We start from the raw sequence: 23311 nt of genomic DNA on the forward strand, positions 1-23311 counted from the left end.
ATATATTTTAGGGTTGCAAATTATTTGTTTTCCATTGCGTATTTCAGTTTTTTGTTGCGCCTTAAAAACAACAGTGAAATGGCGATGCCCGCCGTCGCCATGGCAACGCCGACCCATTCCGGGGAAGTATAGCCATAGCCCATATCTATAGGAATGCCACCCAGGAATGCTCCCAGTGCATTTGCAATATTAAAACAAGCCGGCCCCAGGGAAGCCACCAGCATTTCCGCTTCGCTCTTTACCGAATTGAGCAGTAATACGGTAAGTGGTGGAACAATGGCAAAGGTGGCTACCCCGGTAAGAAATGTCATGGCCAGCGAGGCCCAGGAGTGGGATGCGGTATAATAGATCAGGACCATACACAGTATCTGGAAGCCCAGTACCGCGATAACGGTTGCGGAAGGGGAAAAGGCATCGGAGAGTTTCCCGCCGATCAGGTTCCCGACAAACATTCCGAATCCCGCGAGGATCATAATATAAGGCAGGTGCTTTTCGGCAATGCCCGATACCTCCGTCATCAGGGGAGCTATATAGCTGATCCAAGCAAAGAGCGCACCCGGTGCCACGGAAAATATCAATACCATAAACCAGACATTACCATCTTTAAAAATGGCAAAGTCTTTCCAGGGATTTCCCGCATTTTTCCTCGGTTCTGTTTTAGGCATCCATAACCGCAGTGCCAGGATGGTAACCAACCCTATAAAGGCGATCAGTAAAAAGGTATAGCGCCAGGAAAAGTGATGTCCTATATATGTGCCCAGCGGAACACCGAGCAGGTTGGCTACGGTAAGTCCGGAGAACATAAAGGCTACGGCTTGTGCTTCCCTGCCTTTATCCGCCAGTCTGTTGGCTACTACAGACCCTACCCCGAAGAAAGCGCCGTGCGGAAGCCCGGAGACAAACCTGGATAGCAGGAGAAGTTCATAGCTCGGGGCAATAATAGACAGCCCGTTGAACAGGGTAAACAGGACCATCAGCAACACCAGTGCTTTCTTCGGCGAAAACCTGTCCATACCTATAACCAGCAGCGGTGCGCCGATCACTACTCCCAGCGCATAGGCTGAAATAAGGTAGCCCGCTACCGGGATGGAAATATCGAAATCTTTGGCCAGATCGGGCAACATCCCCATAATGGTAAATTCGGTAACGCCGATACCAAGACCTCCCAATGCCAGGGACAATAAGCTTTTTTTCATAAGACGATAGATATTTACGGTATTGTTATGCTAAACGCTTCTGTCCCGAAATTACCGGGGAAAATACTTTTTCGAGGTGAGCCTTGTATACGGCCACATCCCTTTCCATATTTCCGTTCTTGACAATATCATGGAAGTGGATCCCTTCCAGTGGCTCCAGCCCGATGAAGGCGTTCATCCGGTGAAACCCGAACAAAATGCCTTCGTCCACGCTTTTTTGCTGAAAGAATTCCCCCGGAAGGGTAAAGGCTTCCTTAGGCGCGTTCCAGCTGGTGGTAGCCATGTATTTTTTTCCTTTGAGCAATCCGCCCGTACCGTAATTGATAGCAGGATTTGCAGAAGAACGGCCGTCGCCATTGTATATTTCTCCTCTTTCGAAAACATGGTCTATGTATTCCTTTAATTTATGGGGAAGTTGAAACCACCAGATCGGCATGTGATAAATGACCGCATCTGCCCAGGCGAATTTCCCGGCTTCTTCTTTCGGAATATAGTTCTCGTTAATATTAGTGGTCTTTACTTCAAACCCTTCCCGTGTTTTAAAGAAATCATGAGTTATGTTTGCCAGGGTTTCATTAAACCGGCCCTGCGATTGTGCAAATTTTTGTCCGCCGTTAATAATGAATATCTTTTGCATAGGTATGTTTTTTAAGATTACAGGACAAAATTATAGCTACTTTATGTATTATTAAAATAATATAAATCATATATTTGTATCATAATTATAATAGTTGTAAAAATGGTAAATCTGGAGTGGTACAGGACTTTTAAGGCTATTTATGAAACGGGAACCCTTACCGGCGCTGCCCAGGCGCTTTATGCTTCCCAGCCCGGGGTAAGTCTGCATCTCGGTTCGCTGGAGTCCTATACAGGGTATAAATTATTTGATCGTTCTTCGAGAAAAATGGTGCCTACGGAGAGAGGAAAGGTATTGTATAATCACATTAAGGAAGCTATAGCCAAACTGGAGGATGCCGAACAGTGTTTCCGGAAAAGTACGGAAAAGGACAAACCTACCATTAGCATAGGGATGTGTATGGAAACCTTCCAGTATACTGTAGAGCCGTTTATTTCCACTTTACCTTTTGATGTCATTATCAAATTTGTGGAATACAAGGATGCCCTTAACGACCTGGATAAGGGAATACTCGACCTGGTGATAAGTTCCCGTAAAGGACAGGATAAAAACATAGATTACCGGGCCTTTTCCAAAGAAAAAATAGTGCTTGTGGCCGGGAGGGATACAGATCTGAACGGTTTTGAAGAGTTGCTGAAAGGAGATAGTGACGGCCTGCAGGGGTGGCTGAAATGCCAGACCTGGTACGGGACTACAGGCGATATGGAAAATTTACAAAAGTTCTGGAATGTGAATTTCAATAGACATCCCGATTTTAAGTGCAATTACATTGTTCCGAACAAGACGTCTATCGTACGTTGCCTGAGCAGGGCAAAGGGCCTTGCCGTACTTCCCGATTTTCTGTGTACGGATGAGATAGAAAAAGGGAATATACAATTGCTTTGGGAAGGGGAAACACCCATAGAGAACACACTTTACTTTGCTATGCGTAAAAAGACGATCTATGCCGATGAAATAAAATGTATAGAAGACATTTTCGAAAGGAAAATGCCTTCTTATGAGCCTGTGGAAAAAGAAAATATAGCCGGATAAAAACGTTTTTACCGTACCATTAAGGCCGATATCCTTTCCCTGCTTATAACGGGATTGGCGCCTTCGCTTTCCGCTACCAATGCACCCATGGCACATGCAAAATGTATGGCCTCCTGCGGATGGGATTTGTGATGGAACAAGTGGGTAAGTAATGTGGCAAGAAAAGAATCGCCTGCGCCTACCGTATCTTTTACCCTGATGTTATAACCACTGTTATAGTACCACTTTCCTTCGTGAAGTAATACCGCACCGTGTCTGCCTTTGGTTACACATACGGACGGTGTATTGGTTTTTTCCGCCATATACTCCATATTCTGCTCCAGGGATTTGTAGGGAGAACCCAATGCTTCCGAGATCTCGTAGAGTTCGTCATCATTGAATTTTATAAAATCGGCTTTGTCCATCAGGTCTTTTAAGGTGTCCATAGTATAATGCGGACTCCTTAAATTGGCATCGAATACTTTACGGATGTTTCCGGACAGTAATTTATGTAAGGTATTCCTGGCTACCTCGTCACGACATGCAAGGCTGCCATATACCAGAAGGTCGGAAGTATTGACCAGTTTTTCTGCCGTATCGGTAAATGGTATTTTATCCCAGGCCGAGGGGTAGGTGATCTCATAAGTGGCGGAGCCACGATCATTGAGGGTAACCTGTACCGTACCGGTGGAGTGGTTTTCTATTTCGGCAATTCCTTTGGTATTGACCCCGTTCTTTTCGAGGTATGATTTTATTTCTTTACCGTCATCATCACGGCCTATGCCACTTATCATGCTTACATCGCATCCGAGGGACTGCATACGCATAGCCACATTAAGCGGTGCTCCGCCGATGTTTTTGTGATCCGGAAAACAATCCCACAACACTTCACCGTAAGATATTACCCTGAGTTTTTTTTCTTTATTCACTTTTATGGATTTCAGGCTGGTTTGCCGTTACAAATTACGAAAAATTAAATATGGGAAGTCTGAATTCGATCTCCCTGTTTTAATAGTCATTCCGAGAACTAACGTTTTAGCAACCGTATAAATTAATAATGACGTATCTGTCGGCCCGAGCGTAGTCGAGGGGGTTTTAGTTCGAATGGTCTCTCAAAGAGGTCTCGACTACGCTCGACCTGACAGTTGTTTATGTGTTTGAAATTCAATTTTTTACAAAAAAACGTCTTCGGTAGCGCAGCCGAGAGGTTCCGGTCGTGAAAGACATCCCGACTGCGCCCGATGTGACAGTTGTATTAATACCCCGGATTTTGTTTGTACAATCCACCCCCGGTAAAATCGATCTCCCGTTGCGGGATCGGGTAATATTCGTCTCTTCCCGCGGTGAAACGGGCATTGGCCAGGAAGTCCCGTTTGGTTTTTTCTTCATCCAGGTAAGCATTTAATACTTCGGCAGCTTCACCCCACCGTACCAGGTCGAAGAACCGGTGCCCTTCCATGGCAAATTCCAGTCTTCTCTCGAATTTCAGTGCTTTCAGAGCTTCTTCTTTGGAAGAAAAAGAGGGATACGGTTCTATATTGTATATATCGCTTGCCCCGGCTTCCAGCGGGCGGACCGTACTTGCTGCAGCTCTCTGCCGTACCTCATTGATGATAGGCAGTGCCTCATTGTACCTGCCCAGTTGTATCAGGGCCTCGGCCTTAAAAAGCAATACATCGGCATAGCGTATAAAGTCCACATTTTTGGAGGTACCTATAAAGGGACCTTCTTTTACAAAACAGGAGCAGTCCGGGGCCTGTTGCTCTTTCATATTTCCGAAAAAACCGTACACGCCGGGGTCCCTGGCCCAGCTTGCGCGGTAAATCATATCGCCCTCTTCACTTACCGTATTCCGGTATTTAAAAGGACGCCCGGGTACGCCTATGGTATGGTCGAGCCGGGGGTCGACACTTGTAAAATCTGCGGGATCGATCATATCCGAAGTATTGAAACCGTCGGTTAGGGGCAGCCCATCCTCATCGGTTTTAAAAGCATTGACCATGTTCTGACTTGGCAGGTGAAAACCGCAGCAACCGTACAGTGAAGTACCGTGCGGTGAGTTCAGCCCGGTTACATAGCTTGCCCGGCCTACTTCCGTACCGTCATTGACTGAAAACTGTGCGGCCCATATCGATTCGGTACCGTTGTCATGGCCGTCAAGAAAATTATTCGCAAAATCCGGTTCCAGGCTGCCGGACACTTCGTCTGCATAAGTAATAACTTCTTCCAGTCGCGAGGTATTGATATTTACAACCTGGTGATTTTCATCCTGTTCGTAAGCCTGGTATAATCTTAGTTTGGCCAGATAAGCGGCCGCGGCATTTTTATCCGCACGTCCGGGCTGTTCGCGGGTTTCGGGAAGGTTTTCCAAAGCAAAGAGAAAATCCTCAGCGATCTTGTTCCAGAGTTCGTCATTGTCCACATCATTGGAGATCTGTAGTATCTCCTCATCACTGAGGCCTTCCGTAACATAAGGGATCTTTTTGAAAAGCAGTTTCAGCATAAAGTGGGAATGCCCTCTTAGAAAGCGAAGTTCTGCCATCCGGGTGGTTTTTAGTGGGAATTCTTCTTCGGAAAGTTCCCCGATTACCGACAGTGCAAAATTGGCCCGGGAAATAGCTTTGTAAAAATTGGTCCAGGTACGCGGTATCATCTGGTCGCCATCATCGGCCTGGGTAAGGTTATACTGCTCGTAGTGGTCTACTACAGCGACATCGCCCCTTCCGCCTCCACCTTTATAGGCATCGTCCGAACGCACACTTCCGTACACCCACAAATGGGTGAGGGGGCCTATCATTTCATCGTTAGCAATACCGGCATAAGCCGTGGTCACCAGGCTTTCGGCATTTTCAACAGTGGCAATATCCTCTTCGGGAACCTGCCCTTTAGGATCGTATTCCAGGAAATCCTTGCTGCAGGACATCAATAAGAATGCCCCGGCAAGGAAAGTATAGTATATGGTGTGAATTGCTTTCATGTGTTTATTTTTATTACAAGTTTAAAGTCATCGGTATATCATCCAATTATCTATTGGCACATTATCCCATTTTAAAACCCGATATTGACTCCAAGTGAAAAAGTGGTAGGAACGGGAATGGTATTGACATTAGTTCTTTCCGGGTCGGCCCCCACGAAGTTTTTCGGGGTTAGCCAGAACAGGTTTTCTCCCTGTACATAAAACCGGAGATTGGTCATCCCTCCCCATTTTGCGATGAGTTCCTTCGGCAGATTATATCCCAGCTGGGCATTCCTGAGTTTAAAATAGGAATTGTTGCGATACAAATAATCGGAGTCCTGTGTGTCATTATTTACCAGGGAGAGGGAAGGGATATCCGTATTGGTATTTTCGGGGGTCCAGGCATTGAGGACACCCAGTCCGGCATTTTCCCGTCCCTGTACAAAATTGTTCCAGAAAATATAGGGATCAAGCCCAATACGCCCGGTGACTCCGGAACCAAATACCGATAGATCAAAGTTCTTATACCCGAGATCGATACGGATACCATATTCCAGATCGGGGAGAGTAGTACCCAGGAAGTCGCGGTCGTCCGCATTGATAATACCATCTTCGTTGAGGTCCATGAATTTGATTCCGCCCGGTCTGGCGCCTACCTGGGTGGCGTGTGCCTCTACTTCTTCCCGGCTTTGGAACAGCCCGTCCGTTTTATACCCGTAAATAGAGAACTGGGAATGCCCGATGATGGAGTTTTCCGCAGTTCCTGGGTAAGCGGTCCTTACTTCTTCGGGGAGTTCGGTTATTTTGTCCCTGAAGGCTCCGAAGTTGGTGGATACGGCAAAATACAGCCCGTTTTCATAGGTGTCGGAATAGGCTACGGACAACTCCCATCCCTTGGTACGGGTAGAAGCCCCGTTGAGAAAGCGTTGCCGGCCTTCGCCCAGTACCGAGGCGACAGGAGGCTGTATTAGGATACCTTCCGTATTTCTCACAAAATAATCGAAAGAACCGGCTATCTTGTTTTGGAACAGCCCGAAATCCAGCCCGATATTTACTTCGCTGGTCTCTTCCCATCTCAGTCCGCTGTTGGCCGCCTGTATGGAAACGAACCCGGAAGGCAGGTTCCCGGTATTATTACCGTTGAGGTCATAGGCCGTTCCTACATTGTAATAAATATTGAAGAAATCCGGCACATATACATTCTGATTGGGGCCGTACCGTGCTTCGTATAACCCGAAGCGAGCCACATCGCCTATAGATTGGTTACCAACCTCACCATAACCTGCACGTATTTTGAGATCGGATATGATGTTGCTCTCCTTCAGAAAGTCTTCTCGATTGATACGCCATCCTGCGGTTGCTGCCGGGAAATACCCGTAACGGCTATCTTCCCCGAAACGTGAAGAACCGTCCCGCCTAAGGGTAAAGGAAGCCAGGTATTTATCGGCAAAGGCATAACTAAGTTTACCGAACTGCGACCATAAACGGCTTCCTGTTGTGGTACCGTCTGTGGTACGGTTCCCCGAAGCAGCGCCAAGGGTAAAATAATCTTCGGTTTCTATGGCAAAGCCCTGGCCGGAGGATATGATGGAATTAAAATCCGTCCTTATCGCTTCGGTACCGAGCAAGACCCCGATCCTGTGATTACCAAGTTCCAACTCATAGTTCAGGGTGTTGGTAAAGGTAAAACTGGTATAGTCGTTGGTATCATGGGTCAGTTTGTTGACACTCCTGGTTATAAAACCATTCTGTACGGTGGTTTCTATATCTTTCCGGTGAAAGCGGTTGTGATCTATTCCCACAGAGGTACGGAAGGTCAGGTTGTCGAAGATATCGGCTTCGGCAAATATATTTCCGAAAAGAGTGGTCCTTTCGGTATTGTCCCATCGGTTGATGTATTGCATATACACGGGATTGTTCCTGTCGGAGTATCCGGACCCGATGGGCCCTGCATATTCTCCCGTAGCCGTAAAGACGGGGATAGTCGGTGCCATCGTAATGGCCAGCCCGGGAGTGGGAGCGCTTCCCACATCGGGAGAGGCGAGGGTTTCGGTCGAAGTAAAAAGCTGGGTATTCACTCCTACCCGTACCTTGTCATTAAATAGTTTTACGTTTCCGTTAAACTTGGCCGAATAACGTTCGTAACCCGTGTATTTCAGGATTCCCGTATTCTTCAGGTACCCCAGGTTGAGCAGCATGAAGGATTTGTCGGTCCCCCCGGAAATACTCACATCATTATTGTATACATACCCGGTTTCGTAGGTCTCTTTCTGCCAGTCCGTATCTCCTGCGGGAACATTGGTATTTCCGCCTACGTAGGGCTGTACGGATACGCTGTTCAGCACCGGACTATTAAAGTCGCCGTTCCAGTTAAAATCGTAGATTTCCCCGTAAGCATTGTTAGGATCGGCCCCGTCGTTTACCGAAGCCCGCCATAATGCTTCACCTCTCTGTTGTGCGTTCAGCATGTCGTAGCGTTGTTTCTTTTCGGAAAGTACCGAGATGTTGGAGTTTATGCTGACACTGAATTTTTCACCTTCTCCCTTTGCGCGGTTTTTGGTGCTGACAACGATAACACCATTGGCTGCTCTTGCTCCATATATGGAAGAAGCCGAAGCATCCTTGAGTACCTGAACGGATTCTATGGTACTCGGATTGATACTGGCAAAGACTTCCGGACGAATGGTAGGCACCCCGTCTATAACGTAAAGGGGATTATTGTCCCCCAGCGTGCTCACTCCCCGGATAAGGATACGGCTGCTTGCCCCCGTAGGGTCTCCCGATTTCTCTACGAATAGCCCGGGAACACGGCCCTGGAGGGCCTGCATCGTACTTCCGGAGCTCATGCTTTGTCCTTCCAGAGGGGCCATGTCTACTACGGAAATAGCACCTGTCATTTCCACTTTTCGTTCCCTGGTATATCCTACAATGACCACTTCATCCAGTTGCTGCGAATCTGTATCCAGGGCAATGTTGATCTGTGTTTTTCCGCCTAAAGGAACCTCCTTTGTCACAAATCCCACGTAGCTGAATACCAGTATGGCATCGGCGGGGATATCGGCGAGACTGTAATTGCCATCAAAATCGGTCACGGTACCTTTGGTAGTTCCCTTTACCAGGATAGAGGCCCCTGGCAGGGGAAACCCGTCTTCCGACGAGGTCACCGTACCGCTTACTCCGGTTTCCTGTGCATACAGGTAGCCCTGTGCCAGAAGCAGAAGGCAGAACAATAATCGTTTCATATGTTTTGGTTTTTCTGGTTAATTGAATCTTAATTGATGAATAGCTACCTCTTTTAGGATAGCTTCTGAATCTGCTGCAGTAAGGCCAAAAGTGTCAAAAGGGGCTTTCGGGAAAAATATTTCTGTCATGACCACGCTACCGTTATCGTAAAATATCTCGATGGAAGTTTTGTCCAGTACAATATGTACATCCAGCGTATCCGAACCGGAAAACCTGGGAGCAACAGCTGTTTTTCCGGCGAACTTTTCGGAAAAATCCGTTTGTCCGGCCTGCTTCCGGTCGATAAAGAACTCCTTTTTTGCATTGTCGAGACCAAAGGAAAGCGTATCTCCGACGGTGTTGTACAGTTGGAATGTAAAGGTCTGCTTACCGAGTTTTTCCAGGCTCAGGTGGATTTCTGTGCTGCTGAGTCCTGGGCCATCCTTTTTGTTATACACGAAGGGAGCATCCAGGGGAATATCCTGTTTTCGGAATGCTTTCGAACGGAAGTCTTTTAATTCCTTTACCGGTTTTGACGAGAGTTGATAGGAAGTACCGTTTTTAGCCAGAAGGAGTTCCCTGGGAACAGTCATAGCGCTTCGCCAGGCGGTGGTGGGGACCTGCTGGGCATACTCCCAGTTGGACATCCACCCGATAAAGAGTTTCCTGCCGTCACTATCCGGAATGCCGGACCAGGTGACCCCGGCATAGTTGTCTTTGCCGTAGTCGATCCAAAAGGCTTTTCTTTTATTTAATTCCGTTTCAAATCCGGGGTCTAAAACAAAAGCAGTACCGTCAAAATCACCTATAAAATACTGGGTAGCCGAACCGCCATTGGGTCCTCCGGGGTTCAGGCTTTGAAGCAATACCCATTTGGTTTCGCCCGTATCTTCTGCAATCATCGGGAAAAAGTCCGGGCATTCCCAAACGCCACCGTGAGCGCCCGTTTCCACTCCGAAATCCGAAAGGAATTCCCAGTCTTTCAGGTTTTCGGAACGGTAAAATTTAGCCCGGTCCTGGGCGGCAAGAACCATAACCCATTGATTGCGTATGGTATCACGTACTATTTTAGGGTCGCGAAAATCCCTTATACCCGGGTTTTCAATGACCGGGTTGCCCTGGTATTTCGTCCAGGTCATCCCTTCGTCCGTACTGTAGGCGATACCCTGGGATTCTACATCGATCTGGTCGTTATCCCTTTTTTCCGGGTTGTGAATGGTGTACATGGCTATTACGGGAGGGGCACTGTTTTCTCCGAAGCCGGAAGTGTTTTCATGGTCTACCACGGCACTTCCCGAAAAGATATAGCCCGATTCGTCAGGGTAGAGAGCTATCGGAAGTTCTTTCCAGTTCAGCAGGTCCGTACTTACCGCATGTCCCCAATGCATGGGGCCCCAGACGGTAGAGTCCGGATAGTGCTGAAAGAACAAGTGATAATATCCGTTGTGATAGAACATGCCGTTAGGGTCGTTCATCCACTTTTCTTTGGGCGTGAAATGGAAGTCAGGTCTGTAGATCTCTTCTTCGCTGAGAACCGGACCTTCGGGATCTGTTTTTCCCTTTTCCCTGTTTTTCTGACCACAGGCGATGAGAATGAACAGGGAAGCTGTCAGTATCATCGCTTGGTTTTTTAGTGTGTTTTTCATAATTACTGGGATTGATTATTTAAAGCGTTATTTTAGTATTGTATCCAGGGTTTATAATGCACGATCATTCCCGGGAATGTTTGAGGTTTATCGCCGGGGTTTTGTCTTTAATTTTCAGCCGGGATTGTATTTTCTCCAGCGAAATCCCCTTGGTTTCGGGCATGACAAACCATACGAACAGGAGTTGCAGGACCATCATTACCGTAAAGAACATAAAAACCGGCCATGAGCCCACACTGGCAAAAAGCATGGGGATCAGGGAGGGGATGATTGCCGCGAGTATCCAGTGCACGGACGATCCGAATGCCTGTCCGGCCGGACGCAGGTGATTGGGGAATATTTCGGATATATACACCCATATTACCGCCCCTTGTCCAATGGCATGCGATGCTATAAAGACAAAGAGGGAGAGAGGAACCGATAGTCCGCCCCAGTTGAAATAAAAGGAGGCGGTTACCATGGAGAGGGAAAAAATATAGCCGAATGAGCCGTATAATAATAAGGTCTTTCTGCCCAGTTTGTCTATGAGCATTACCCCGGCCAGTGTGAACAACAGGTTTACCACACCTATCCCCACACTGCTGAGCAGGGCGGTGTTCTGTTCAAGGCCGGCTTCTTCGAATATCCGCGGGGCGTAATAAAGAAAAGCGTTAATGCCGGAGAATTGGTTAAACATGGCAATAAGGAAGGCAAGGATAAGGGGAAACCTGTATTTTTTCATGAATATGGTCTCGCCGGAACTGGTGGTTGCCGCTCCTTCCTGTATTTTTTTAACCAAACGGTCCGGGTCGCTGTCGGGATCAATGAGTTTCAGGATGGCTTTTGCACGTTCTGTTTGTTTCCTGGAAATGAGCCATCTCGGGCTTTTGGGCAGGTTAAAGGCAAAGAGCAGATATATCAGCGAAGGAAAGGCTTCGACACCCATCATCCAGCGCCATGAATTCTCACCGGCATCGCTGAGCAGGTAATTGGAAATAAAGGCGATGAGTATGCCCAGTACAATATTGAATTGGTACAGGGACACTAATTGGCCCCTTTTCCTGGCCGGGGCAATTTCCGATACGTAAGCGGGTGCGGCAATAGTGGAGGCTCCTACACCCAGTCCGCCTATGAAACGGAAAAATGCAAAAGTATGAGGATCGTAGGCCAGGGCGGATCCTACTGAAGATATCAAATAAAGGAAACCTATTAATATAAGGGTGTCTTTTCTTCCTATCCGGTTCGTGGGAATCCCGCCGAACAATGCGCCGACTACCGTACCCCACAAAGCCATGGCCATGACTACGGAACCGTGAAAAGCATCGGAAGAGTTCCACAGTAATTGCAATTGCTTATCCGCGCCGGAGATAACTACCGTATCGAAACCGAATAAAAAACCGGCCAATGCTGCCGTAATCGACCAAAGAATAATTTTATTCATCTTTTAATTTATTGTGATGAATGCTAAACTATTCTTAAAAACCGGTGTTTTATTTTAGTGATGTTTCAAATCATTTCGTTTTTGATTTTCTTGTGCTTTATTTTTTTAAGATGTTGCAAATCAATGGGTTTGTTTTTTGCAAATTCTTTACGATAACGATATAGTTATACTCAGGTAACAAAAATTACACTGAGGTTACATGGTTTTAACACCGGGTTAACAGTATGGTTCTCCAACAAAACGCTGCCCCGGATGATAAGAAAGTAAATCCGCGGGCAAAAAGGTGGTAATAAAGGGATATTACCAATCCGGTCTGCTATTTTTACAGGAGTATCTCGGGTATAATCAGACTCCCTTTAGGTGTTGCATTGAGCCCGATAAATATCGGGACAGTCGAAATGGTTGGGGTAAAACTGATTTTCCGAAAAATATGGTTAAAACAATTTTTGTCAAGTACTAATTATAATCGTCTTATGCACCCTGACTCAAGATATTATTTATCGTGATATAAGCTTTTGGGCTCTCTTTCCTTATAAACATTCGGGAATTGCCCGGGTTTTAAAGGCTGTTCTTATATTCTTTCGGGGTGATACCGTACTTGTTCTTAAATGAAGTGGAGAAATAATTGGGAGAGGAAAACCCGCAGGCATAGGCTATTTCGGCTATGTTCAGGGAGGTCTGGCGGAGCATCTCCCTGGATTTTTCAAGTCTTATACTACTGATATATTCATTGACACTCACGCCGAACATCCCTTTTATTTTGCGGTAGAGTTGTACGCGGGACAGGTTTAATCTGCGGGCCAGCTCTTCTACTGTAAATTGCGGATTATCCAGATGTTGTTCTATGATGGTGTCCAGCCTGGTACGGAATTCCTGCCCGACGATCTTTTCTATTTCGTTTTGTTGCAGGGTGATCTTTTCACTTTGCAGTTCCAGCAGCTTTTTCTTTTTACTGATAACATAGGTAGAATAAATACTGTAAAGGGCCAGGGAAAGAATAAGCACCAGGAAAAAAGTCAGTATTTTGATGAGATTGGTCTGGGTGGCGTATTTCTTTTCCTGTTCCGAGAGTTTTTGCAACTGGTTTTCAATACTTGCCTGCTGTCGGCCGATCTTGTCCAACTGGTTTTTCATAATGTCCGCGTTTACGGAATCTATGACTGTGGTACTAAGTATGTTGTTCTTGGAAACAGGTTCGTTCCGGAGGACTTTAAGGGCGAGTTTTATGGCTTCGTTCCCACCCGTAGGATAAAAAATGGTGGCTTGTAATACCTTGTCCTGAACGAGTTGTATACCGCCGTTGAGGGTGTTGAGCCCGTCGACCCCTATAAATTTTATTTTGTTCTCCACACCTTTTTCTCTGGCCACTTCCCAGGCACTGAGGGCCATGCGGTCGTTGTGGGAGAATACATAATCGATATCTTTATGCGCTTCCAGGATATTTCGCAAGGGTTCTTTTACCGATTCGCTTTCCCAATTGCCGTCTATAGCAGCAACGATCTCCAGTTTTTCAAAACGGTTTATGATTTGCCCGAATCCCAGGCTTCTCTCGTGGGCCGGGGAAGATCCTTTAAGCCCTTTTATCTCAACGATTTTTATTTTTCCTTCTTTATATGGGATCCCGGAGGCTATGTACCGGCCCGCGTTCCTTCCCACCTCTATATTGTCCGCGCCGAGATATGCGGTATAGCTTTCGTTCTCTATCTTCCGGTCTATAACGATAACCGGGATACCGGCTTTTACGGACCGCTCCACCACCGCGGTAAGGGGCTGGGATTGTATGGGGGAAACAATGATAATGTCCGATTGGTCGCGGATAAGCGCTTCGATATCTGTTACCTGTTTTTCCGCATTGTCATCGGCATCCAGTATGGTCAGCTCCACGTTGTCGTGCAGAGAAGCTTCCAGCTGCATGGATTTGTTCATCTGTTTCCTCCAGTCGTCGGTGGTCATACCCTGGGAGAAACCGATCTTTACCGTTTTTTTTTCCTTAAAACCGGAACAGGAGAAAACAATGCCTGTTAGAAGGATACAGGCAAAAATGTGACAATAGCGGATTATATAAGGGTTCCCGGAAATTGGCATTGTGTTGAAAAAAGGACTATTACTATCGTTTTTTTTAAAATTTCAGCCACTGATTCACGAATAATGGGATTGGTTTTCTGAAAATCATTCGTGTATTCGTGGCTGTTTTTAGTAAGAAGCCGATATTTTCTGCCAATTTATAAAATTAACGCCACTTGTGAGGCCCGGGTTTCGGATTTCACGATTTTTATATTCATGTCCGGTTTTATCTTCCCCGGGCCGATCGGTGTTTTTTTCTTTTTTTTCTCCGGTAAAATTCGATGAAGAGCACTGTGCAAAGCAGGGCTATCAAAGTACCTGAAACAATAAACTGGGAAGAAGCCGGGAGTTTTTCGTGCTGTATATTTCCATAGTATACGAACCCGCTCCAGTAATAAGGGGATTTTCGGGCCAGGGGGACTTCTTTGTCTCCCAGGTAATCTATTTTGGATTGATGATTTGCCGCGGAAGCAGAGACGTATTTTTCGTAGTTTTGATAAAATAGTGTCATAATCCGGGAGGTAGCCCGGTCATTTACTTGCCACAAAGAGAACAGCAGCCTGTTAGCTCCTGCATATTGAAAACCGCGTGCGAGGCTTATAGCCCCTTCGCCGTGCTGTAATTTCCCGATGCCGGTTTCGCAGGCGCTCAGTACTACAAGGGCGGGCTTTAGTTGTAAGCCATATAATTCGTGAAGTAACATTACATCATCCCGGAATTCAATGTTGGCTGGAATTACAAAATTTCCCCCGCTGGCGTGAGTGGAAAGGTGGATAATATCGTAATCTCCGGCTTTTTTAAGGAAATTGGCTTTGGTGGCATCTTTTCCACTTAGGACATCCGCATCGGTTATACATCTTATGCTTTCCGCTTCTTCTTCGGAATATCGCAACTCCATGGGAGTATTTTCAAAAACAGGGAAAATACCCAGAAGTTTTTCTTTTTCGGCATACCGGTATTCCCTGAGATATAAGTCTGCCGAGGTTTGGTATACCATTTTTTGCCGTTTTACCAGGAAAGGCATCCGGTTATAGTTATCGCTTTGCACGGGCTCGATCAATAAGGCTTCAAAAGGGATAAAACCAAGCAATCCGTCCGGTACGATAACCAGGTACTCGGTATTGAGTATTCCGGAAGGAAGCAGAGACCGGTATACCTGGTAAGCACTACTGGTATAAGCTGTTACGTCATTATTTATACGGGAGGGATCATCAAAGAAGGAAATAAAGTGACGTATCTCTTCCCGGAGTGCATTTGTATTGTCTTTTCTGTGTAGTTCAGCACCATTTCTGCTAAAGACAAAGGTATACAGGTGTTGTTTTCCGGAGAAATATACGATCATATTGGCTTTGTCATTCTTCAGTTTATCCTGTAACAAGGGAACGGATATACCGGAAAAAGCAGTTTCAGGATATTTTATATCGATCTTATGGCGGAGTGATTTCAGCTCCAGGTTGAGCCGGTTTAAGGTTTCTGTATACGCCCGGACGGAATCCTGTCCTTTCCCGGTGAGTTGTGCACGTACCAGTTTATCCACGGTATTTTCGCGGATAGAGGACAGGGTGTTTTCTTTCAGGAGCAGGGAATCCCCCGGAAATTTTTCTGCCAGTGTTTTTTGGGAAATGGCATCTTTTAAGGCAGAAGCTTTACTTCGCTCCGCATAGAGAAAAGCTCTTTCGAGATAACGATCCTTATCTGTGCTTCTATAGGCATTGTAGAGCAGGTCAATGCATTTTTCGCTTCGTATCCGGTTATCGTTGCTGTGTACGATTTTTGTTTCCTGCGATATGATTTGTTTCTGTAGTAATCCGGTGACGTAAAAACTCAGTTCATAGTAGTCCAGGGCGATCTCCATGTCGTTTTCCAATGCTGCCAGGGCGTCGAAAACAGCGATCAGTGTATTCTCAGGGTATAGTGTTTCTCCGTTGGGCAGCAAATCCTTATTCCGGTTCGGCAGAAGGAAATCAAGGGCTGTGTAAAGATGTTCTTTTGCCTGTACCGTATCGCTATTTACCGTAAATAACTCGGATTTTTCCACATATAGGCGGGCAATATCCCTTGCCTGAAACGGTTGCTCTTGCATGGCTTTTTCGGCGAGATCGAGATATTGCCGTGCCAATGTTACCTGATCCCGGCTTTTGGCAAGCTGGGCCATATTGCGGTACATGGGGGAAGTAATTTCCGGGTTTATCTGTGTTGCCTGTTGCAGGATGGCTTCCGCTTTTTCATATTCTTCCAGAGCAAAATAATTGGTAGCGAGATTGTTGAGTAGTAAAGCTTTTTGTTTTGCATCCGGAACGGTATTTTTGAGATCGTCCTCCAGTAACCGGATAGCTGTGCGAAAATTTCCGGTATTGTGGTATACTACGGACAGATTGAGAACCGCGGCAATTCTCTGGGCCTGGTTTCCCTGTTCTTCGGCCAGAAATAAATAGGATTTGATAGTATTTTCGGCCTGGGTGAAGTTTCCGGTTATCGTGTAAAGGTTACCAAGTGGTTTCAGGCAATATTCTATAATGTCATAATCGGTTAGTTGATGGTCCTGGTAATTTTTCCAGGCGCTTTCGTAACAGGAAATAGCCTTTTGTAACCTTCCCGATTTCCGATAATGGTATCCCATATTACATTGGAGTATAAGCATGGCCGTGTGTTCCCCGGGAGTAACCGCCTGTTTTTCAAAAGCAGATGCTTTTTCTTCCATCCGGGCCAAAATATGCGGGGCAGGATCTTTCACCAGCCTGTCCACAGTGTGGTATATGCTGTCCGTAAGCTGTGCCTGTAACGGAATGAATGCCAGTAAATAAACCAATAAAAGTAATTTTTTTTTCACGCCGGATGTTTTTGTGTTGAACGATACTGCTCCCTAACGTTACGGGGCATTAGAACTTCCATATGGCATAGAGTTGAACCTGGCTGTTAGGGGCGTTGAAATTATAGACATACCGTGCGCCGATACTCGGGCCTATCCTGGCAAATCCTGCATTGAATCCCACAAAAATCCCGGTCTGGAAATTGGTGAACGAACTCGTGGTTTCTGTTTGTGTGACAAAATCTTTGGTTTCGTCACGAAAATCCACACCTTCGGAGGGGATGAGGAGCGAATACGCTCCGGTATCGGTAATACAATGCCTGCTGCTCAGGTCGGTTTTGAGCTGTACTCCGGTGCCGACAGCGAGGTAATTGTTGAGGTTGTACCTGTAGGATACCGGGACGAGATATAACGATATGTTCCGGTATTCGTTAAGCGATTCCATATCATAGGAGTCCGTAAAACCATTATCGTTGACAACTTCTTCCGTAAACCGTTTTACTTCGTCAAAAGACGCCGCCGAGACCATGAGCTCGGCCTGGAGGTAACCGCGATAAGACTTGTAGGGCGAAATGGTAACACCTGCAAAATATTCGCGATGATTGTCAAGGTCCGGGCTTATCATGTAACCGGCTTTGGCACCGACAGAGATACCGGGGAGAAAGCGGGTAGTGGCATAATTGGTAATAACAGGTTCATTCTTATCAAAATATATGGCTGTCCGGCTTTTGGTTTTCTTTTTGTGAAAATCCTTAGCCAGTTTTATACGGTATTTTACAAAGCCTTTGGTGGAATCGTATTCCTGTACGTTTTTCTGTTCGCTACCCGGGAGATAAATATTTTTGAAGGTGAAAACAGCCTTTTTTTCGGTAAAGGCAGTGTCGATGCAACTGTATGTAATGTTTTCTTCTTTCGGGCAAACGGGACATTCGGGATAGAGGTCCTCAATTTCCAGTGTACTTTTGTCAAACATATCGGGAATATCCGTTTCCAGGCGTATGGTCCGGGCAGGGCCCTCACCGTTGTTCTGAAATCTTGTTTTAAACCGAAAGGTCTTGAATCGCACCAGGCGATAATTCATAATGGTGGCGTTGGAAGACATTTTGTTGGGATCGTGGGAGGTAACGATCTCCATCTCCATTTCCTTCACTTTGTGATTGTCATAATTTTCGTCCGGAACATAAATGCTCCGCACTGTTATAATGGCACTGGTGTCTTTTAACATTTCGGGAGTGGTACGAAGTGTGAAAAAGATATTTCGCTCTTCATTGGGAGACATTCCGTCAAATTCCAGGATACTCCAGTCTTTGTAATAAGCCCTGGATTCTTCCAGGGAGAGGGGAAGGTTGGTTTTTTCCGTGCTGTCCTGCCATTGTTGTCTCAGGTAAAGGATTTTGTTTTCGGCGGATGCCAGCAGGGTTCCATCCTGTATGGTATTACCGGTGTGAACAAAATCTTCACCCGTTCGGATCTTTTCTCCGTGGTAGGTGCGGGTATCCGTAAGTTTGAAATTATCGGCTTTGTATTTTAACTCGTTATAAAAAAGGTATAATTTGCCGCTTGTAACATACTCTTTGGGATTTTTATAGCTGAACACAACTACAATATCTTCTGCCGGGACGGGCTCCCGGTTTCTTTGCAGGATGAGGTAGTCTTCCATGGAAGCCTCGTCTTTATAGGTTTCCGTAACCTTATCCACTTTTATTTTCTGCGGACGGGTTGCAGGTGTTTTTCCGTTGTCGTAATGATTGGTAACCCATAGATTTACTTCGTATTCTCCTTCTTTTTTATAGTGGTGCTTCGGCTCTTTGTTCCGACTGAAGTCACCGTCCCCGAATTCCCAGAAATAAGAATAATAGGCTTTCGGCGCACCTGCAATCTGTATAAGGGCCGGTGGTTGTGCTGTAAGTTCCACTGCATTGCCGGAGATGTTGTAATTAAAAGTGGCCGTGCGTTGCAGGGTGTCGGAAGGTTGTGCTTCCTGTGCGAAAGTACAACGGAAGACCGTAATGAAAAATAAAGAGATAAAAATCCGCATGTGGTTGGTTATTTCATTTATTAAAAACATGAAAAAGAAGGGTATTTCCCTTCTGTGAACGGCTTTATAAGCTTGTTTCCATAGGTTGTTTGTCTTTATATCCGGAAAATGTATTAATTGTTACCTTTTATTTTTTTTTTTTCAGTATTCGGAAAACAGAAGTAGGTTAGGGGAGTTCTGTAATTACCGTGAGCAACTCCGCAAGGGTTGCCGTACTTGTTTCGCTATGGGCTATGGTGTATATCTTGTCTGCTTCTGCAGTTACGCTTTTTACGGCATAATGCCATTGTTCATCTTCTGCGGAGATAAACAACAGGTGTATGTCCAGGTCCGGGGAAAATTGCCGGTAAGGATCTGTAAACATGGATGTCTCGTCATCCCAGTAAAGTTGTGCCAGTCCGTGTTTTTCGCCGGCATAAGCAAGGTAGACAGCAGCATTTTCACCATTATATCCGTCGCTTGCCAATACCTGCATACCTGTTTTTCTTCCCGCGTAGTTTGCTGCATGGGCGATACCTTTCCATCCGTTACCGGAAACATAGGCTATATAATAACTGTTTTCCGTAAAAAATTCACTTTGTGTAAGCGGAGACCAGGAGAAACTGCCATTCGCATTTTCCGTACCTTCCCAAAGAGACATATCCGCTGTAGCATCCCCGGTTCGGGAAACGGGAACGCGTAGCTGTATTTCACAGTTGCCGATGATCTCTTGTCCGTTCCGGGTAAAGTTAAGATAAAAGAACCCTCCGCCTATGAGAAGCGATCTTGTTTGTTCGTTTATCTGCCCTATGGAAGGCCTGTTGACAACCAGCATATCATTACGGTCGTACAATTCTATAAATTCCAGGGTTATATCTCCATCAACGGGTTGGCCATCTGCCGAGGTAAAGCAGCCCTGGGGTATGATGATCATCGTACCGTTGTCGGAAGTATGTTCCAGTCCCTGTTCTGCCTGAAAGATTATATTAGTGGAAAGCGTTTCCCGGGCGGTTTCCCGCAGGTTAATGAATTCCTGTGGCGCCGGAGCTTCGAAGTTCATTTCTTGCAGGGGCTCGTCGCAACAGGTGTCCCGGTTACAGCCGGATAACAGCAGGAACAACGAAAAAAAGTGCAGAAATGATGCGGATTTCATGATATTGGTGATTTTGGCTGGTAACTCAAATGTAGCAAAAAAGTTTTTATCCGTAATGCGATAAAAAGGATAAGCGGACAATGAACGTGAAAGTCATTGACACAGGGGGTGTTGCAATAAAGAGAAAACCCCGCAACCTGTGATCGGACAGGGCGGGGTTTTTGCACTAACTAACCTAAAAAACCAGAAATATCTTTACGGCAGTGCGTTTATGGCATCGACCAGGTCTTCTTCGCTGCCTGTGGTCGTGTCTTCGAGTGTAAAAGTGTAGATATCGTTCTCGGCCACGGTAACGCCCTGGATAGCGTATCGCCACTGGCCGTCTTCTTCGGTAACAAAGATGACGTGCATTTCCAATCCCACCGGGATCTGCCCGTAGTGTTCGGAGAACGTATTGGTGTTGGCATCGAAAGTGTCCAACAGGGCCAGGGCATTTCCCTCACCGTCATAAGAGAGGTATACGGCACAATTTTCATTGGTGAAACCTTCCGGAACCTGTACCTGTAAGGTGGTTTTGGGTCTCGGATCGTTGTAAAAACGGTCTACATTGGTCCAGCCGAATTCCCCGAAGAACGCGAAATACTGGTCGCCTTCCGCAAATACACCGTTGTCCTGTCCGTTGTCGTTATCTCCTGTTTCATCCCATACCAGGTTGCCGTCATCGTCTATGGTTCCTGCCCAAAGGGTCATATCCTGGTCGGGCCCTCCGGTCAGGTCTGCCGGGATTGTCATTTGCATGTTGCAGCCGGATTCCAGTGCTTCCCCGTTTTGGGTGACATTTATAAAGAATTCTCCCCCGGAGATCAGAAGTGCCTTGTTTCCTTCGGCATCAAGTCCCATGGTAGGCTTGTTTGCCGGGAGCATATTGCCTTTTTCGAAAAATTCCATGAATTCCAGTTCTACCTCACCGGTTACCGCATCCCCGTTGAGCGTAAGACATCCGGGAAAGATATTCAGGGTTACCCCGTTTTCCGAAGTGAATGTAATACCGTCTTCTGCCTGGAATTCTGCGGTTTGTAACCGGTTTTCCAGTGCGGCATTTCTAAGGTCGTTAAATGCTTCTGCCGTGGGTGCTTCAAAAGGCAGCTCTATGGGGGTAATCCCATCATCATCACTCAGGGAGCATCCCGTAAACAAGAGTGCTGCCAGTACTACAATAGCCAATGGTGTTTTTACGTTTTTCATGATTTCTTCTTTTTGGATTAATATTTTGTTTCCTCACAGTGTGTTTGAAACTTTTTGATGTTTAAACGAGTTCATTGTCTTGATTGACTGAAAATTATTTTTGACATAATGATTTCACCGGAAGCGACCAGGGCAATCATTTTATAGGCGTAATCTTCGGTGGAAGCATAACCTTTTGCATATCCGGTAGCTGTTTCAACTTCCCAGAAATAATTTCTCTTTTCCTTGTTTTTTGCTTCGTTTTCCGGTACATAAAAGCTTACTATTTCTTTTTCTATAATAAACTCTCCCCGGCTTACCATTGCAATCATATTGTTGGCATGTTCCGGATTTGGTGAAGTCCCCTTATACATGCCTTTGTCCGTTTTTACAGACCAATCATAAACTTTGGTAATACGGTCTTTTGTGATTTCCGTAACTTCGGTTGAAGTGTTCAAGGTCATTTTTTTATTTGCGGCATTTACATTCAGAAAAGTAAATACTGCGGTTGCGATAATTAAAATTGAATTTTTCATAACGTACTGTTTTTGGGTTTTTATAATTTCTTTTTTTGAGTGTGACTCTTTCTCTGTTTCACCTTTATATCAAATAGGTCTTTATTTTGTTACCCCTCTGCGAAAACTTTTTTATTTTAGTTCGGTAATTCTGTTAATATGGCGGAACATAAAACTCATGAAGACCAGAAGTATATTAATGGCTTATTGGAAAATAATGCACTGGTCATACAATCCATTTACGACAGGTTTGCGCCTAAAGTGGTACATTATATCTGCAATAACAGCGGAGAGGCAAGTGATGCCGAAGACATTATCCAGGAGGTGCTGGTTATTATTTATAAACAGGCAAGGGATAAAGATCTGATACTTAGCTGTCCGTTCGATGCCTATTTTTTCCTGTTGTGTAAAAGAAAGTGGCTCAACGAACTGAAAAAAACTTCGAGGAGAGAGGTAACAACGGAAGGGGATAACGTATATAAGGATGAAGGTGCGGAAGCACAGGTTATGGAGACAGATATTTTCGGAGAAAAGGAAAAACTCTTTACGTTGATGTTCGACCGTCTGGGAAAGGTATGTAAGGAATTGTTGCAGACATCATTCCGGTTAAGGTCTATGGAAGAAGTGGCAGAAGCATTGGGAATAACTTATGCTTATGCCAGAAAGAAAAAATCGCTTTGCATCGGAAAGCTGACGGAAATGATCCGCCGGTCTCCCGAATATGAAAAAATAAAATCCTCCTGATGATGGAAGAGCAAGATTACATTTTATTTGAAGACTATCTTTCCGGCGCACTTTCCGATGAGGAAAAACGGAAGCTGGAGGAACGTTTACTGCACGATGACGAATTAAGGGAATCATTAGCGCTTTACAAGGAAGTCTCTGCTTACCTGGACCGTACTTTCGGTAAAGCGGATGACACGGCTGCTTTCCGGGAGAAGGTGTCGGATATATCTGAAGACTATTTCCTTAAAAATACGGATGCCCGTAAAGGGATACGAAGGCTCAGGCCCTGGCAAATGGCCGTAGCCGCGAGTGTACTTGTTATTCTGGGCATTTTCTTTTCCCGCAGGATAGGTGTACCTGCTTATGAGGATTATGCGGATTACCCCCAGTTAAGCCTGGTGGTACGGGGAGACGATCATACTTTGCGGAAAGAGGCAGAGACCGCTTTTAATGCGGGAGATTATGCAAAGGCCTCTGTCTTATTCGAGGATATACTCGAAGAAGACGGGACCAATACGGAAATATCTCTGTACTACGCTGTTTCCCTTGTGGAACAGGGACGGTTTAAAGAGGCAGACGAGGTATTTGCAGGATTGATGACTTCCCGTTCCGTATTCCGTAGCGAAGCCATGTGGTATGGCGCCCTGAGTAAGCTCAAACAAAAAGATTATCCGGGAAGTGCCGGAATTCTGAGAAAGATCCCGGAGGATTCGGACAGGTATGGCGAAGCGCAAAAACTTCTGAAAAAATTGCCGAAATAGAATGTAAAGGTATT

General features: G+C 45.7%; 16 protein-coding genes. 3 read left to right on the top strand and 13 right to left on the bottom strand.

Annotated elements, in window-relative coordinates; translation table 11 throughout:
- Positions 1 to 20: 20 nt before the first annotated feature.
- Both ACVBDU_RS06420 and ACVBDU_RS06425 read right to left on the bottom strand, forming a co-directional pair.
- Positions 21 to 1196, bottom strand: a complete 1176-nt coding sequence (locus tag ACVBDU_RS06420; RefSeq protein ID WP_447178937.1) for an MFS transporter — start codon at positions 1194 to 1196, stop codon at positions 21 to 23.
- Between the two features lie 25 nt (positions 1197 to 1221).
- The gene (locus tag ACVBDU_RS06425; RefSeq protein ID WP_447178938.1) at positions 1222 to 1833 is read right to left on the bottom strand and encodes an NAD(P)H-dependent oxidoreductase; all 612 of its coding nucleotides are present in this window, start codon (positions 1831 to 1833) and stop codon (positions 1222 to 1224) included.
- Between the two features lie 102 nt (positions 1834 to 1935).
- Here ACVBDU_RS06425 and ACVBDU_RS06430 point away from each other — a divergent pair, with 102 nt between their 5' ends.
- Positions 1936 to 2865 (top strand): LysR family transcriptional regulator, encoded by a 930-nt coding sequence (locus ACVBDU_RS06430; protein ID WP_447178939.1) that lies wholly within the window; start codon positions 1936 to 1938, stop codon positions 2863 to 2865.
- Positions 2866 to 2873: 8 nt separating this feature from the next.
- Here the strand turns inward: ACVBDU_RS06430 and ACVBDU_RS06435 are convergent, their stop codons facing one another.
- The 11 genes from ACVBDU_RS06435 to ACVBDU_RS06485 all read right to left on the bottom strand — a co-directional run bounded on the left by ACVBDU_RS06435 (position 2874) and on the right by ACVBDU_RS06485 (position 21831).
- Positions 2874 to 3773 carry a carbohydrate kinase family protein gene (locus tag ACVBDU_RS06435; protein ID WP_447178940.1) on the bottom strand — a complete coding sequence of 300 codons (900 nt, stop codon included), beginning with the start codon at positions 3771 to 3773 and terminating at the stop codon, positions 2874 to 2876.
- 326 nt (positions 3774 to 4099) lie between these two features.
- Entirely contained in the window at positions 4100 to 5821 is a 1722-nt protein-coding gene (locus tag ACVBDU_RS06440; RefSeq protein ID WP_447178941.1) for a RagB/SusD family nutrient uptake outer membrane protein, read from the bottom strand.
- Positions 5822 to 5892: 71 nt separating this feature from the next.
- Positions 5893 to 9042 (bottom strand): SusC/RagA family TonB-linked outer membrane protein, encoded by a 3150-nt coding sequence (locus ACVBDU_RS06445; protein ID WP_447178942.1) that lies wholly within the window; start codon positions 9040 to 9042, stop codon positions 5893 to 5895.
- A gap of 18 nt (positions 9043 to 9060) precedes the next feature.
- On the bottom strand, positions 9061 to 10668 hold the full coding sequence (locus ACVBDU_RS06450) for a glycoside hydrolase family 32 protein (RefSeq protein WP_447178943.1): 1608 nt from the start codon (positions 10666 to 10668) through the stop codon (positions 9061 to 9063).
- Positions 10669 to 10732: 64 nt separating this feature from the next.
- Positions 10733 to 12088: a sugar porter family MFS transporter gene (locus tag ACVBDU_RS06455; RefSeq protein WP_447178944.1), complete on the bottom strand. Its 1356-nt coding sequence runs from the start codon at positions 12086 to 12088 to the stop codon at positions 10733 to 10735.
- Positions 12089 to 12646: 558 nt separating this feature from the next.
- The gene (locus ACVBDU_RS06460) at positions 12647 to 14173 is read right to left on the bottom strand and encodes an AraC family transcriptional regulator (RefSeq protein ID WP_447178945.1); all 1527 of its coding nucleotides are present in this window, start codon (positions 14171 to 14173) and stop codon (positions 12647 to 12649) included.
- A gap of 205 nt (positions 14174 to 14378) precedes the next feature.
- On the bottom strand, positions 14379 to 16982 hold the full coding sequence (locus tag ACVBDU_RS06465) for a CHAT domain-containing protein (protein ID WP_447178946.1): 2604 nt from the start codon (positions 16980 to 16982) through the stop codon (positions 14379 to 14381).
- Positions 16983 to 17031: 49 nt separating this feature from the next.
- Positions 17032 to 18999, bottom strand: coding sequence for a PKD domain-containing protein (locus tag ACVBDU_RS06470; RefSeq protein ID WP_447178994.1), 1968 nt, complete (start codon positions 18997 to 18999; stop codon positions 17032 to 17034).
- A gap of 166 nt (positions 19000 to 19165) precedes the next feature.
- Positions 19166 to 20131, bottom strand: a complete 966-nt coding sequence (locus ACVBDU_RS06475; RefSeq protein ID WP_447178947.1) for a hypothetical protein — start codon at positions 20129 to 20131, stop codon at positions 19166 to 19168.
- A 195-nt stretch (positions 20132 to 20326) separates the two neighbouring features.
- Positions 20327 to 21316, bottom strand: a complete 990-nt coding sequence (locus tag ACVBDU_RS06480; RefSeq protein ID WP_447178948.1) for a hypothetical protein — start codon at positions 21314 to 21316, stop codon at positions 20327 to 20329.
- Between the two features lie 71 nt (positions 21317 to 21387).
- Positions 21388 to 21831 carry a hypothetical protein gene (locus ACVBDU_RS06485; RefSeq protein WP_447178949.1) on the bottom strand — a complete coding sequence of 148 codons (444 nt, stop codon included), beginning with the start codon at positions 21829 to 21831 and terminating at the stop codon, positions 21388 to 21390.
- 138 nt (positions 21832 to 21969) lie between these two features.
- On the opposite strand from ACVBDU_RS06485, the gene ACVBDU_RS06490 reads away from it, so the two are divergent.
- Both ACVBDU_RS06490 and ACVBDU_RS06495 read left to right on the top strand, forming a co-directional pair.
- Positions 21970 to 22554, top strand: a complete 585-nt coding sequence (locus tag ACVBDU_RS06490; RefSeq protein ID WP_447178950.1) for an RNA polymerase sigma factor — start codon at positions 21970 to 21972, stop codon at positions 22552 to 22554.
- The gene (locus ACVBDU_RS06495; protein ID WP_447178951.1) at positions 22554 to 23297 is read left to right on the top strand and encodes a tetratricopeptide repeat protein; all 744 of its coding nucleotides are present in this window, start codon (positions 22554 to 22556) and stop codon (positions 23295 to 23297) included. Before ACVBDU_RS06490 ends, ACVBDU_RS06495 begins: the two co-directional genes overlap by 1 nt.
- The last annotated feature ends 14 nt before the right edge of the window (positions 23298 to 23311 follow it).

Source organism: Sinomicrobium endophyticum (assembly GCF_052983315.1).

Coding starts and splice junctions, on each gene's coding strand:
- ACVBDU_RS06420 (WP_447178937.1), bottom strand. CDS start 1,196: ATGAAAAAAAGCTTATTGTCCCTGGCATTGGGAGGTCTTGGTATCGGC.
- ACVBDU_RS06425 (WP_447178938.1), bottom strand. CDS start 1,833: ATGCAAAAGATATTCATTATTAACGGCGGACAAAAATTTGCACAATCG.
- ACVBDU_RS06440 (WP_447178941.1), bottom strand. CDS start 5,821: ATGAAAGCAATTCACACCATATACTATACTTTCCTTGCCGGGGCATTC.
- ACVBDU_RS06490 (WP_447178950.1), top strand. CDS start 21,970: ATGGCGGAACATAAAACTCATGAAGACCAGAAGTATATTAATGGCTTA.
- ACVBDU_RS06430 (WP_447178939.1), top strand. CDS start 1,936: ATGGTAAATCTGGAGTGGTACAGGACTTTTAAGGCTATTTATGAAACG.
- ACVBDU_RS06460 (WP_447178945.1), bottom strand. CDS start 14,173: ATGCCAATTTCCGGGAACCCTTATATAATCCGCTATTGTCACATTTTT.
- ACVBDU_RS06485 (WP_447178949.1), bottom strand. CDS start 21,831: ATGAAAAATTCAATTTTAATTATCGCAACCGCAGTATTTACTTTTCTG.
- ACVBDU_RS06455 (WP_447178944.1), bottom strand. CDS start 12,088: ATGAATAAAATTATTCTTTGGTCGATTACGGCAGCATTGGCCGGTTTT.
- ACVBDU_RS06470 (WP_447178994.1), bottom strand. CDS start 18,999: ATGCGGATTTTTATCTCTTTATTTTTCATTACGGTCTTCCGTTGTACT.
- ACVBDU_RS06480 (WP_447178948.1), bottom strand. CDS start 21,316: ATGAAAAACGTAAAAACACCATTGGCTATTGTAGTACTGGCAGCACTC.
- ACVBDU_RS06495 (WP_447178951.1), top strand. CDS start 22,554: ATGATGGAAGAGCAAGATTACATTTTATTTGAAGACTATCTTTCCGGC.
- ACVBDU_RS06475 (WP_447178947.1), bottom strand. CDS start 20,131: ATGAAATCCGCATCATTTCTGCACTTTTTTTCGTTGTTCCTGCTGTTA.
- ACVBDU_RS06445 (WP_447178942.1), bottom strand. CDS start 9,042: ATGAAACGATTATTGTTCTGCCTTCTGCTTCTGGCACAGGGCTACCTG.
- ACVBDU_RS06450 (WP_447178943.1), bottom strand. CDS start 10,668: ATGAAAAACACACTAAAAAACCAAGCGATGATACTGACAGCTTCCCTG.